Source organism: Mesorhizobium sophorae, from assembly GCF_002270415.1.
In the GTDB taxonomy this organism is placed as follows: Bacteria; Pseudomonadota; Alphaproteobacteria; order Rhizobiales; family Rhizobiaceae; genus Mesorhizobium; species Mesorhizobium sophorae.
The window spans coordinates 508,289-520,414 of record NZ_NNRI01000008.1 but is presented as its reverse complement, the minus strand read 5'-3'; the positions used below and the strand labels follow the sequence as shown (position 1 = coordinate 520,414).

General features: G+C 64.8%; 16 protein-coding genes. 11 read left to right on the top strand and 5 right to left on the bottom strand.

All coding sequences use genetic code 11. From position 1 onward, the window contains the following. Positions 1-47: 47 nt before the first annotated feature. Positions 48-647, bottom strand: a complete 600-nt coding sequence (locus CGZ66_RS14740) for a TetR/AcrR family transcriptional regulator (RefSeq protein ID WP_095084835.1) — start codon at positions 645-647, stop codon at positions 48-50. Positions 648-978: 331 nt separating this feature from the next. Further along, positions 979-2,208 (bottom strand): caspase family protein, encoded by a 1,230-nt coding sequence (locus CGZ66_RS14735; protein ID WP_095085016.1) that lies wholly within the window; start codon positions 2,206-2,208, stop codon positions 979-981. Between the two features lie 166 nt (positions 2,209-2,374). Between CGZ66_RS14735 and argJ the strand changes: the two genes are divergently transcribed. From argJ to CGZ66_RS14710, 5 genes are all read left to right on the top strand, one after another. Continuing rightward, positions 2,375-3,616 (top strand): bifunctional glutamate N-acetyltransferase/amino-acid acetyltransferase ArgJ, encoded by a 1,242-nt coding sequence (gene argJ, locus CGZ66_RS14730; protein WP_095084834.1) that lies wholly within the window; start codon positions 2,375-2,377, stop codon positions 3,614-3,616. Between the two features lie 29 nt (positions 3,617-3,645). Beyond that, positions 3,646-4,398: a GNAT family N-acetyltransferase gene (locus CGZ66_RS14725; protein WP_095084833.1), complete on the top strand. Its 753-nt coding sequence runs from the start codon at positions 3,646-3,648 to the stop codon at positions 4,396-4,398. 8 nt (positions 4,399-4,406) lie between these two features. Then, complete coding sequence (gene mutT, locus CGZ66_RS14720) at positions 4,407-4,829, top strand: 8-oxo-dGTP diphosphatase MutT (protein WP_095084832.1); 423 nt, start codon at positions 4,407-4,409, stop codon at positions 4,827-4,829. A 127-nt stretch (positions 4,830-4,956) separates the two neighbouring features. Continuing rightward, a complete protein-coding gene (locus CGZ66_RS14715) occupies positions 4,957-5,274 on the top strand; it encodes a hypothetical protein (RefSeq protein WP_095084831.1) in 318 nt (105 codons plus the stop codon). Positions 5,275-5,383: 109 nt separating this feature from the next. Further along, positions 5,384-5,563 (top strand): Flp family type IVb pilin, encoded by a 180-nt coding sequence (locus tag CGZ66_RS14710; protein ID WP_095084830.1) that lies wholly within the window; start codon positions 5,384-5,386, stop codon positions 5,561-5,563. Positions 5,564-5,590: 27 nt separating this feature from the next. Here the strand turns inward: CGZ66_RS14710 and CGZ66_RS14705 are convergent, their stop codons facing one another. Then, entirely contained in the window at positions 5,591-6,463 is an 873-nt protein-coding gene (locus tag CGZ66_RS14705) for a methyltransferase domain-containing protein (RefSeq protein WP_095084829.1), read from the bottom strand. Positions 6,464-6,527: 64 nt separating this feature from the next. On the opposite strand from CGZ66_RS14705, the gene CGZ66_RS14700 reads away from it, so the two are divergent. From CGZ66_RS14700 to CGZ66_RS14685, 4 genes are read left to right on the top strand one after another with little or no spacing between them, the layout of a single operon-like run. Beyond that, positions 6,528-7,328 (top strand): ComF family protein, encoded by an 801-nt coding sequence (locus CGZ66_RS14700; RefSeq protein WP_095085015.1) that lies wholly within the window; start codon positions 6,528-6,530, stop codon positions 7,326-7,328. A gap of 27 nt (positions 7,329-7,355) precedes the next feature. Next, the gene (grxC, locus tag CGZ66_RS14695; protein WP_095084828.1) at positions 7,356-7,625 is read left to right on the top strand and encodes a glutaredoxin 3; all 270 of its coding nucleotides are present in this window, start codon (positions 7,356-7,358) and stop codon (positions 7,623-7,625) included. A 12-nt stretch (positions 7,626-7,637) separates the two neighbouring features. Then, entirely contained in the window at positions 7,638-8,504 is an 867-nt protein-coding gene (locus tag CGZ66_RS14690; RefSeq protein WP_095084827.1) for a carbon-nitrogen hydrolase family protein, read from the top strand. Beyond that, a complete protein-coding gene (locus CGZ66_RS14685; RefSeq protein WP_095084826.1) occupies positions 8,501-8,926 on the top strand; it encodes a DUF1178 family protein in 426 nt (141 codons plus the stop codon). The genes CGZ66_RS14690 and CGZ66_RS14685 overlap by 4 nt, the downstream gene beginning before the upstream one ends. Before the next feature lie 4 nt (positions 8,927-8,930). Here CGZ66_RS14685 and CGZ66_RS14680 read toward each other — a convergent pair whose 3' ends face one another. Beyond that, positions 8,931-9,416, bottom strand: coding sequence for a MarR family winged helix-turn-helix transcriptional regulator (locus tag CGZ66_RS14680; protein ID WP_095085014.1), 486 nt, complete (start codon positions 9,414-9,416; stop codon positions 8,931-8,933). Positions 9,417-9,514: 98 nt separating this feature from the next. On the opposite strand from CGZ66_RS14680, the gene CGZ66_RS14675 reads away from it, so the two are divergent. Together CGZ66_RS14675 and CGZ66_RS14670 are read left to right on the top strand one after the other, a co-directional pair. Then, the gene (locus tag CGZ66_RS14675; protein ID WP_095085013.1) at positions 9,515-10,414 is read left to right on the top strand and encodes a DMT family transporter; all 900 of its coding nucleotides are present in this window, start codon (positions 9,515-9,517) and stop codon (positions 10,412-10,414) included. A 143-nt stretch (positions 10,415-10,557) separates the two neighbouring features. Further along, positions 10,558-11,073 carry a flavin reductase family protein gene (locus tag CGZ66_RS14670; RefSeq protein WP_095085012.1) on the top strand — a complete coding sequence of 172 codons (516 nt, stop codon included), beginning with the start codon at positions 10,558-10,560 and terminating at the stop codon, positions 11,071-11,073. A 171-nt stretch (positions 11,074-11,244) separates the two neighbouring features. Here the strand turns inward: CGZ66_RS14670 and ubiG are convergent, their stop codons facing one another. Continuing rightward, positions 11,245-11,994: a bifunctional 2-polyprenyl-6-hydroxyphenol methylase/3-demethylubiquinol 3-O-methyltransferase UbiG gene (ubiG, locus tag CGZ66_RS14665; RefSeq protein WP_095084825.1), complete on the bottom strand. Its 750-nt coding sequence runs from the start codon at positions 11,992-11,994 to the stop codon at positions 11,245-11,247. Between the last annotated feature and the right edge of the window lie 132 nt (positions 11,995-12,126).

Sequence of the window (12,126 nt, the reverse complement as noted above, 5' to 3'; positions counted from 1 at the left end):
AGCCAAGGGTTGCCGCGGCCCTTTTTGTCGACTGCGCCGGCCGATTTTCACTTTCCAGGCGCTGCTATGCCTCGCATCACGTAGCTGACCGTCTTGCGGATACTGGCTTGGTCCTCGTCGAGCCGGTTGGTCAACAGATGCTTCCAGGCGAAAGAGGCGATCAGATCGGCGACCAGCGCTGAATCGATGTCGACGCCGATTTCGCCCCTCGTCTTGGCGCGTTCGATTATCTGGCCGGTATGCGACGTTCGGCCCAGTGCGTAGCCGGCAAGTGCGGCGGACGCCGCGTCATCCGACTGCGCCTCGGCGATCAGCGACCGGAACACGCTGCCGGACGATGTCTCGCGCCAGTGGGCGAACAGGTTTTTCAGGAAGCCGACGAGATCCTCCTCCAACCGCCCGGTATCGGGAACATCGACGCGTTTCTGGCGCTGGTAGACATCGAGCAGCAATGCGGCCTTGCTCGGCCACCAGCGGTAGATGGTGGGCTTGCCGGCGCGAGCCCGCCGCGCCACTGCCTCGATCGAGAAACCGGCATAACCGGCTTCGACCAGCACGGCCTCGGCGGCTTCGAGAATGGCGTCGGCGCTGTCGGGATTGCGCCGCGCGCCGATCGATTTGCGCGCCGGATCGACGTCTACGCCCATTTCTGTCGTCCTCGCCAACAATTTCGCCGGCAATATACGCGACCCGGTCATCAAACGGAACGGCCCGTTTTCAAGCTGCCAGAGGCAGTGGCGGCGGCAGGGGCAACGATCCCGGGTTAACGGGTTCCATAGGAGCCTTCGCCGGCGTGTTGGTTGACGGAGCATCAAAAAGCAAAAACCCGCCTGGGCGGCGGGTCACTGGCGCAAATCAGCACTATCGACAAATATATAGCATAGCTGCCCTCACCGGGTCAAGAAAAAATTCCTATCGATATGAAACGCGATCGCCACAAGAGCTGCCGACACCGCTGGATTGGCCGCAAGCAGATGCCTACTGCATCGCTTGCGATGTCTCGGACTCGATGCGCCAGCCGCCGTCTGCCTTCACAAGGCCAAGCGTGACACGCGCCTTGCCGGTCAGGCGTGCCGCCGACTTGTCCTTCGGCAGATAGTCGTAGCGCATCGCAAAGATGGCCTCGGCGCGATCCTCGCCATGCGGGGTGACCTCCAGGCTGCCGGGCTCCAGGTCAAGCGACCAGGAGGCCCACTGCGCGAACCAGTCGGCCTTGACCCTGGTGATGGCGTCGGCGTCGTAGCGCGTGCCGAAAATGGTCGCGGAGGGGCCGTAGAGCCGCTTGACGGTCTCGCTCATCGCCTTGGTGTCCGGCGCCAGATAATCGCGGCGCAGGAATTTCTCGATCGAGCCCTTGTCGTCACCAACGGATCGTTCAAGTGCTGCAACTTCCGTCGAGGGGGCCGGAGCCGCGGCCGGCTTCTGCGGTTGGGAGGGTTGTCCGTCCGGGACGAATTCGAAGCGCTCGAGCAGCGATCCCTGTTCCCAGGGGCGCTGCGCCTCGCGCGTTTGCGACACCACGTCGCGGCCCACCGCGATCATCATGTCGTTGATGCTCTGGCCGGGCTCGGCGATGTGCCGCAGCAAGGCCTCGGCGAAGGGCGAGTTGCGGCCGCTTCCGTCCATGGCAACCGCACCAGGTGCTGTCGAGAAGGCAATGAACGAGCCGCGCGTCGAATCGAACTGCGCCAGTCCGGCCAGCGCCGTCGCCGAGCGGGTGGTGGCGGTGCGGCTCAGGCTGCGGGCAAACGGGTTGTTGCGGCAGGCATCGAGAAACACCAGGCTGACCTTGGTCTGCTGTTCCATGATGTCGAGGACCTCGTCGATCGGCACGGCCTCGAGTTGGAGCTTGACCGGCATGTCGAGCCTGGCGTCGACCGGCACGATGTAATTGCGCCCCTCGACCTGCAAGCCGTGGCCGGCATAGTAGAAAAGCCCGGCGCCGGCGCCTTCGAGCGCATCGGAGAACGCGCCGATGCTGCGTTCCAGCTCGCGCTTGCCGAGATCATTGCCTTCGATGACCTCGAAGCCGATGGAGCGCAGCTCGTCGGCGATGTCGAGCGCGTCATTGACCGGATTGGCCAGCGTGCCGGCTTCGGCATAGGTGCCGTTGCCGATGACGAGCGCCACGCGCCGCTGCGGCTGTGCATCGGCGCTCAGCAGCAAAAGTCCCAGAAACGCCCATGCGAGGATCGCAAGCCTGCCCATGGGGAAGATCATAACGCCATCGGCCCCGACGATGCCAACGGATTTGAAATGCAGGCTTAATTCCGATCGGGTTTCCGGCCCTGGCGACAAGCGAAAACGCCCTTGCGCCCGCGCGTCGTATCGGGCAAACCGGCCTTCCCTTGCGATTTTCCCGCCCGAGGTCCCCATGTCCACGACGATTTCGCCGCTTGCGCCGAAGAAATACCCCAAGATGCCGGCCATCGAGGGGGTGCGCATCGCCACCGCCGAGGCCGGGATAAAATACAAGAACCGGACCGACCTGCTGACCATGGTGTTCGATGAAGGCACCGCGGTCGCCGGCGTGTTCACGAAATCGAAGTGCCCCTCGGCGCCAGTCGATTTCTGCCGGCAGAATCTCGGCGCCGGCAAGGCGCGGGTGCTGGTCGTCAATTCCGGCAACGCCAACGCCTTCACCGGCAAGAAGGGCCGCGAGTCCACCGCACTGACGGGCGAAGCCGCGGCCAAGGCGGCCGGCTGCAAGGCCAGCGAGGTTTTCCTGGCCTCGACCGGCGTCATCGGCGAGCCGCTCGACACCGGCAAGTTCAGCCATCTGCTGGCCGGGCTGGTCAGCAACGGCAAACCTGATTTGTGGACCGAAGCGGCAAAGGCGATCATGACCACGGATACCTATCCGAAAGTCGCGACCGCAACCGTCAAGCTCGGCGACACCGACGTCACCATCAACGGCATCTCGAAGGGCGCCGGCATGATCGCGCCCGACATGGCAACGATGCTGTCCTTCATCGCCACCGACGCGCCGATCGCCGCCCCTGTGCTGCAGGACCTGCTGTCGCGCGGCACGGCCAAGACCTTCAACGCGGTCACCGTCGACAGCGACACCTCGACCAGCGACACGCTGCTGATCTTCGCCACCGGCAAGGCCGCAAAGCGCGGCGCGCCGAAGATAACCGACGCCAAGGATGCGCGCCTTGGCGCGTTTCGTCGGGCGCTCGGCAAGGTGCTGAAATCGCTGGCGCTGCAAGTCGTGCGCGACGGCGAGGGCGCCCGCAAGCAGGTCGAAGTCACGGTCACCGGCGCGAAATCGGCACGGTCGGCCAAGCGCATCGCGCTGTCGATCGCCAATTCGCCGCTGGTCAAGACGGCGGTCGCCGGCGAGGACGCCAATTGGGGCCGTGTCGTCATGGCGGTCGGCAAGGCCGGCGAGCCCGCTGACCGCGACCGGCTGTCGATCTGGTTCGGTGACAACCGGCTGGCGCATGAGGGCGAGCGCGACCCCGGCTATTCGGAGGAAGCGACCTCAGCCTATATGAGGCGCGACGACATCCGCATCCGCGCCGACATCGGCATCGGCCGCGGCAAGGCGACGGTGTGGACCTGCGATCTCACCAAGGAATATGTCGCCATCAATGGCGACTATCGGAGCTGATGGCTTTGGCTTCCAGGCATCCGGCAAGCATGCTCGCAATCGTCCGCCGCTACGAGGCGGCCGGCTTTCGCGCCTGGCCAGCAGCGGCCGTCCACTATGACGGTACCTGGGTGGTGCGGCTGACCGCCGGCCATCCGGCCAAGCGGCTGAATTCGGTCAATCCTCTCGATCCGGGCGACACCCAGCATATCGCCGACCGCATCGGCCGTGCCAGCCGCCGTTTCGACGCCTATGGCAGGCCGCTGACATTCCGCATGTCGCCGCTGTCGGGTTCCAGTCTCGCCAGTCATCTCGACCGCGAGGGCTGGAGCCGATTCGACGAGTCGCTGGTGATGCGGCTGCCGCTGGCCGACGCGCAACTCGATGCCGCCATGGACCAGATCCCGCTGAAGGACATCAGCCGCTTCATCGGCGCGTCGCTCAAGGTCAGCGGTTCGGACGTATCGCTGCGACCCGGCCTGTCGGAGATCATCGGCGCCATCCAGCCCGAGGCCGGGCTGTTCGCGCTCGAAGACGGAGCCGAGCCGCTGGCGACGCTGATCTGCGTGCACGATGGCGATCTTGCCGGCCTGTTCGAGATCGCCACCGACAAGTCGGCGCGCAACAAGGGCCACGGCCGCAACCTGATCCTGTCGGCGCTGAAATGGGCGCGGCTGCGTGGCGCCCGCGAAGCTTGGCTGCAGGTCGAGGCTGGCAACGTGCCGGCGCTGGCGCTCTATCGTTCGCTCGGCTTCGACGAGGTCTATCGCTACCACTATCGCCGGCCGCCTGTTCAGGAGTGAAATTGGGCATGAGTGATGTGACGATCGCCGGCAAGCGCCTGCTGCTGGTCGCCGCCTGTGCGCTGGTCGATGCCGATGGCCGGGTGCTGCTGGCACGGCGCCCCGAGGGCAAGCAACTTGCCGGCCTGTGGGAATTTCCCGGTGGCAAGGTCGAGCCCGGCGAGACGCCGGAACAATGCATCATCCGCGAACTGCATGAGGAAATCGGCATCGAGACCGACATTCCTTGCCTGGCGCCGCTCACCTTCGCCAGTCATTCCTATGATGATTTCCACCTGTTGATGCCGCTGTTCATCTGCCGCCGCTTCCGCGGCATCGCCCAGCCCAGGGAGGGGCAGGCGCTGAAATGGGTGCGGCCAAAGCAGATGCGCGACTATCCGATGCCGCCGGCCGATGCGCCGCTGATCCCGTTCCTCATCGATCTCCTCTAGCATGCCCTCCCGCCTGCCGGGTCGAAGCGCTGTATCAGTCAGCGTTAATGGAAGATTTATCTCGCCGTGAAAAAGTGAAGCATGGTCGTTTCGTGGCCGCGCCGCCGATTCGCTGGGGAGCGATAGAATGAACCTGGACAGGGATTGGGACTCGATCCGGCCAGAGCGCGCCTTTCGCGCCGCCGACGCGGGCATGGGCATCTTGCGCATCACGCTTCTGTTCGGTTCGGCCGCGGTGGCGCTGGCGCTGATCGCCGCGCCTTTCCTCGACAGCCAGACACGCTCGCTGTCGGCCCGCGACGATTTTGCCAGCGGGCTCGACATGACGGCCACCGGCTCGGTCAGCCATCGCGAAACCTATACGGTGCGCCGCAGCGTGCTGCAGCCGGAGCCCAGTTCGGTCTGCATCATCAGGTCCAATGGCAGAAGCAGCGGCGACTGCTGACATGGTTAAGAGATTCGACAAGGGCGGCGGTTTCACCGCCTGTTAAGCCTTTGCCGTTAACCTTTCTTAACAGATCGGCGGTAAGGTTCTGGCCAGAGGGGTTTAGGTCATGAATGCAGTGCTGCTTCGTTTTCTGAAGGACGAGACCGGCGCCACGGCTGTCGAATATGCCCTGATCATCGGTGTGCTGTCGTTGACCATCATTGGCGGCATCGGCCAGGTTTTCAACGCAATCACTTGGCTGTTCAGCGACAATACCAGCAGGCTTGTCAACGCCCTCGGGCCCTGAGGTAGCCGTCCGCGCCTGCGGGCCGGTTCACTGCCCGTCGGGAGCCTCCAGTATTGTCTTCAGCGAGACCTTGGCCGACCCGGGCTTCAGCGGCTTTTGCTGCGATGCGTCGGGCGCCCAGCCGGACATCCAGACGATCGAGAAACTTGCCCTCACGCGGCCATCGGGGTCCGAAAAGCGTTCGGCGTAGATTTCCGCCGCGCGGGCAAACAGCTTGCGCGAGCCCGGCCGCCGGCTGCGATCGGTGAGCGCACTGGTTTCGCCCATCGCCCGCAGATCCGCCATCAGGCCGAACAGGCTGGCATAGCGCACCGTCACCGTCTCGACATCGGCGACCGGCAGAGCGAGACCGGCGCGCTGCAGAAGCGCACCGGCATCGCGCACATCGGTGAACGGGATGACACGCGGGCTGGCGCCGCCATAGAGCTCGGTCTCGGCCGCAAGCAGGCTTTCGCGCAACTCGAAAAGCGTGCCGGCGCCGGCAAAGGCGCCGAGGAAAAGCCCGTCTGGCCGCAGCGCGCGGCGGATCTGGATCAGCATGCCAGGGATGTCGTTCATTGCCTGCAGCGACAGAAGGGAGACCGCCAGATCGAGGCTTTCCGGTTCGAACGGCACGGTTTCGAGTGGTGCAATCAAGCCGGCGCCGCCATTCAGGAAAGCCGCGTCCGTCTCGACGCGGACAATGTCGGCGACCTTGCCGCTCTGGGCGAGCATTTCGGCTGCCGCCGCCGTCTGGCAAAACAGCACCGCAGCCTTGCCGAACCGGCGCTCGACGGCAGCCAGCCGATCGGCAAGGTCCTCGGCCGTGCGGCGCATGAGGAAATCGGCACCGTCAACGGGATGGGCGAGCGCGCGCCGCTTGTGCGCCAGCCAAAGCGAAATATCCATTATCGGCCGCAACGGGCAAATCCTTGTTTGTCGACGCTCTGAGATTGTTCATATAGTGGCGCGCAGGACCAACCACGTGGCCGATCCGATGCCCAAGATCAAGCCCATCGAGATCAAGAGCATGGCCCGATCGGCCCTCGGCTGGCCGGCGCGCATCTTGTTTCCGCCGGTCTGCGCCGGCTGCCGCCGGCATGTCTCGCAACCCGGCGTCCTGTGTGGCGGCTGCTGGCCGAAGTTGCGGCTGCTGGAACGGCCATGGTGCCCGGTGATGGGCACGCCGTTCACCCACCATATGGGCGAGGGCTTTCTATCCGCCGAGGCGATCGCCGATCCGCCGCCCTTCGAGCGGGCGCGGGCCGCCGTCGCCTATTCCGGCGTCGCCCGCCAGATGGTGCAAGGACTGAAATACCAGGATCGCACGGATCTCGCGCCATGGATGGCGCGATGGATGGTGCGCGCCGGCGCCGACCTCATCGCCGAGGCGGATGTGGTGGTGCCGGTGCCGCTGCACTGGCGGCGCTTTTTCAGGCGACGCTTCAATCAGTCGGCGGAGCTGGCGAGGGCGGTCTCCGTGCTCAGCCAATTGCCCTTCGCGCCTTCGGCGGTGCGGCGCGTCAAACTCACCCGCCAGCAGGTAGGGCTGGAGAGGCAGGAACGTGAGGAAAATGTGCGGGCCGCCTTTCGGGTGCCCGCCGAGGCGGAAATCGAGATTGCCGGCCGCAGGGTGCTGTTGATCGACGACGTCTACACCACGGGCGCCACCGTTCGTGCGGCAACCAAGGCGCTGAAGAGAGGTGGCGCCGGTGCCGTCGACGTGCTGACCTTTGCGCGTGTGTTGCCGGGGGACTTTCGGGCGGACGAGTCCGCGACTATATAAGTCGGCAACGAACAGCGGAAATTCGTCATGGTCGATGTCACCATCTACACCCGCATGATGTGCGGCTATTGCACGGCAGCCAAGCGGCTGCTCGAGCGCAAGGGCGTCGCCTTTACCGAGCACGACGCCTCCTTCTCGCCCGAACTGCGCCAGGAAATGATTTCCCGCGCTCACGGCCGCGCGACCTTTCCGCAGATTTTCATAGGCGATACGCATGTCGGCGGCTGCGACGACCTGCACGAGCTGGAGGCCGAAGGCCGGCTCGACAAAATGCTCGCCAACGGCGCAACGATTTGAGGGGATATGACGATGGGTGTTTTCAAGGCCGCTGCGATCCAGATGCGTTCAGGCGAGAGCCCCGAGCGCAACGCTGTCGATCTCGAACGGCTGGTGCGTGAAGCCGCCGGCCAAGGTGCGACCTACATCCAGACGCCGGAAATGACCGGGGCGCTGATCCGCGACAAGGAGGCGCGTGCCGCCTCCTTCACCTCGGAGGACAAGGACATCGTGGTGGCGACCGCGCGCAAACTGGCGAGCGAGCTTGGCGTCTTCCTGCATATCGGCTCGACCGCCATCCTGCGCGCCGACGGCAAGCTCGCCAACCGGGCGCTGCTGTTCGGTCCGGACGGCGCCGCGCTCGCCACCTATGACAAGATCCACATGTTCGACGTCGATCTCGACAATGGCGAGAGCTGGCGCGAATCCGCCGCCTACGAGCCGGGCACCGAGGCTGTCGTGACCGAGATCGCAGGCGCGAAACTGGGGTTCGCCGTTTGCTACGATCTGCGCTTTCCGCAATTGTTCCGCGCCGAGGCGCTGGCCGGCGCCGACCTGTTTTCCGTGCCCGCCGCCTTCACCCGCCAGACGGGCGAGGCGCACTGGCATGTGCTGCTCAGGGCACGCGCCATCGAGAACGGCGCCTATGTCGTTGCCGCGGCGCAAGGCGGCCTGCACGAGGACGGCCGCGAGACCTATGGCCATTCGCTGATCGTCGACCCGTGGGGCCGCATCATCGCCGAAGCCGCGCATGACGAGCCGGCGGTGATCGTTGCCGAGATCGATCCGGCGCAGTCGGCCGCGGCGCGCAAGAAGATCCCCAATCTCAAGAATGCGCGGGATTTCGCCGTCAATGCCGGCGCGGGCGAGGCGCCACGTCTCAGGGGTGCGGCCTCTTGATCCGCTTTGCCCTGATTTGCGAGCACGACCACGAATTCGAGGGCTGGTTTCGTAGCAACGAGGATTTCGACACCCAGAAGAAGCGCGGCTTCGTCGATTGCCCGACCTGCGGTTCGCACAAGGTGCAGAAAGCCCTGATGGCGCCGGCCGTCTCCACGGCGCGCAAGCAGGAAACGATAACGCTCGCCATGGGCGAGGCGCAGAAGCAGGCCCTGGCGCAGCTCAAGGCGATGGCCGAGAAGGTGCGCGAGAATGCCGACTATGTCGGCGACAAGTTTGCCGAGGAAGCACGCAAGATCCATTTCGGCGAAAGCGACGCACGCGGCATCTATGGCGAGGCGACACTGGACGAGGCCAAGAGCCTAGCCGAGGACGGCGTCGAGTTCATGCCGATTCCGGTTTTTCCGGACGACCGCCACTGAGCTGCTAACTCACGCTGCCGATCAATTTCTCAAGCAGCCGAGACAGCGTTTCCCGTTCCGCAGGCGTCAAGCCCGCGAGAATCTCGTGCTCGTTGGCAACGTGGGCGCTGACAGCCTCGTTGATCAGCGCTAGACCCTTTTCGGTCAGCCGCACGACAATGCCGCGCCGATCGTTGGGGTGCGGCCCACGCAGGATCAATCCGGACGTTTCGAGCCGGTCGAGCCGGTTGGTCATGGCGCCCGACGTCACCATCGTCGCTTCATAGAGAGCGGTCGGCGTCAGCGCGTAGGGTGATCCCGAGCGGCGCATCGTCGCCAGCACGTCGAACTCCCCGGACTGCAGCCCGTACCGGGCAAAGAGCGGAGCGAGGCGCTCGCGGGCGATCAGCGAGGAGGCCTCGTTCAGCCGCCCGAGCACCGCCATCGGCGAGACATCCAGATCCGGCCGCTCTCGCTTCCATTGCTCGATCGCTCTTGCTGCCCTGTCCAATTGTCCCACCATCATATATCTTGACGTTAAGAATCTTTCCATTATCTTACCTCAAGATGCAATGCCGGCCAAGGGGCCGCGCACGACAGGGCTCGATGATGAAATTTCTTTGGGATTCGGCGCTCGGCCTGCTGGTGATCACCGGTGGCCTGCTTGGCCTGACGTTGCCGTTCGGCAAGCTCGCCACGGCTGCCGGTGTGCCGGCCATGGTCTGGGCCTTCGTCATCTCGCTCGGCGCCGGCGGCGTGCTGCTGTTCGCCCTGCTGCTGCGCGGCCAGCGCATCCGGCTCACCGCTCGCAAATTGCGCTATTTCTTCGTCACCGCGGCGGTGTCCTATGCCGTCCCGAACCTCATGATGTTCTCGGCCATTCCGCATCTCGGCGCCGGCTACACCGGCATCATGTTCACGCTGTCGCCCGTCATCACGCTGGTGTTCTCGATCCTGCTGCGTGTCCGGCGTCCCAACATGCTGGGCATCGTCGGCATCGCTGTCGGCTTCGTCGGCGCGGTCATGGTGGCGGTCACACGCGGCGAGGCCGGCCAGCCGGCCGATTTGTTCTGGGTGGTGATGGGCCTGCTCATCCCGGTCAGCCTTGCCGCCGGCAACATCTACCGCACGGTGGACTGGCCGGAAGGCACCGGTCCGATCGAGCTTGCGGTTGGTAGCCACCTGGCGTCGGCGGCGATGCTGTTTGTTGGCATTCTCGCTCTGTTCGGCGCCGGGGCCTTCGCACCGCTCGGCGGCGTGCCGCTGGTCGTCGTCGCCCAGGCCGCGTCGGCGTCGGCGATGTTCGCCTTCTTCTTCCGCCTGCAGTCGGTCGGCGGCCCCGTCTATCTCAGCCAGATCGGCTATGTGGCGGCGGCGGTCGGGCTGTTTGCCGGCACGGTCTTCCTCGGGGAACATTATCAGTTGCTGACCTGGGCTGGCGCGGTCATCATCACGGCCGGCGTCTTCATCACCACCAAGGCACAAAGCCAGAAAGCGCAAGCGGCCTAGGCCGAAAGGCATCTGCATCACGCCGGCAGCCATGGCCGCCGGGAGCGGGCTCACCTGAATTTGTCTCTGGATTCGCTTTATCTTCTTGTTCCAGCGTGATCTTTTCCGAAAGCGCGTTTCCGCGGGACATCGAGGAGCCAGCCATGACTGAACCAAAGGTTCCGGAGGGAACTCCTGTCGGCGTCGCGGATTTTCGAGCCGCGATGCGGCTGATCGTCGGCAATGTCAGCGTCATCACTGCCGGCGTCGGCGAGGATCGCTCCGGCCTGGTGGTCATTTCGGTCGTCTCGCTGTCGGCCGAGCCGCCCAAGGTGATCGCCTGCGTCAACCGGTCGTCGTCGACCTGGCCGCTGATCGAACGCTACCGGCATTTCGGCGTCAATTCGCTCGGGCCCCAGCATCAGCGCGTCGCCGAGCGGTTCTCCGGCTTTGGTGGCATCAAGGGCAAGGACCGCTACGAGGGCGCCGAATGGATGACGTTGAAGACCGGAGCTTCATTGCTTTCGGACGCGGTGGCCGCCTTCGACTGCAGCCTCGACGAGATGATCGATCGCGGCACACATTCCATCGTCATCGGCACGGTCGAGGCCGTGCGCACCCGCGATGCCGGGCAGGCGCTGATCTACTGGCGGGGCGGTTACAGGCCGCTCGACGCCTAGGATGTGTTGAGATTCAGGTGATGCCGGCCTGCAAACGGTGGCTTCCTGCGTTTCCGGTGCTCACGTACCCAAAAGTACGCTGCGCTCCGGTTCTCGGAACCCACCGTTTTCGACTCGGCCTGACCTGAATCTCAACACACCCCAGAGCAATTCCAGGAAAAGGGCGACCGTTCAGACCGAGCCTTTTTCCGCCAGCACCATGTAGTTGACGTCCATGTCCTTGGAGCGCGCCCAGCGGTCGGCAAGCGGATTGTAGGTGACGCCGGTGCGGTCGATGATGCTCAGCCCGGCGCCGCTAAGCGCCTTTTCGAGTTCTTCCGGGCGCACCAGCTTGCCGAACTGGTGGGTGCCGCGCGGCAGCCAGCGCAGCACATATTCGGCGCCGATGATGGCCAGTCCGAGCGCCTTCAGCGTGCGGTTGATGGTGGCCACGAACATGATGCCGCCGGGCCGAACCATTTCGCCGCATTTGCCGACGAACAGGTCGATGTCGGCGACGTGCTCGACCACTTCCATGTTGAGGATGACGTCGAATTTCTCACCGGCGTCGGCCAGATCCTCGGCCGTCGTGGCGTGATAGTCGACGCTCACATTGCCCTCGGCCGCGTGCAGCTTCGCCACTTCGATGTTCGTTTCGGAGGCATCCGCTCCGACCACCTCGGCACCAAGCCGCGCCATCGGCTCGCACAAAAGGCCACCGCCGCAGCCAATGTCTAGGATGCGCAGGCCCTCGAAAGGCCGTGCCGCGCGCGGGTCGCGGCCGAAGCGTGTCGCTATCTGGTCGCGGATATAGGAGAGCCGGACCGGATTGAACTTGTGCAGCGGGCGAAACTTGCCGTTCGGATTCCACCATTCGGCGGCAAGAGCGGAAAAGCGCTCCACTTCTCCGGCATCGATCGTCGATCGTCGGGGCTCTGGCATCGGTTGTCTCCTCAAGTGCTAGGAAGTCGGGCGTGGGGCGGCGAATGTCAAGGCAACAATTTTCCCCGGCCGCCAGGGCGATGCATTCTGTCAGGGCATGTCAGTTGCCGGGTGCTGCGGGTGAAACACCAT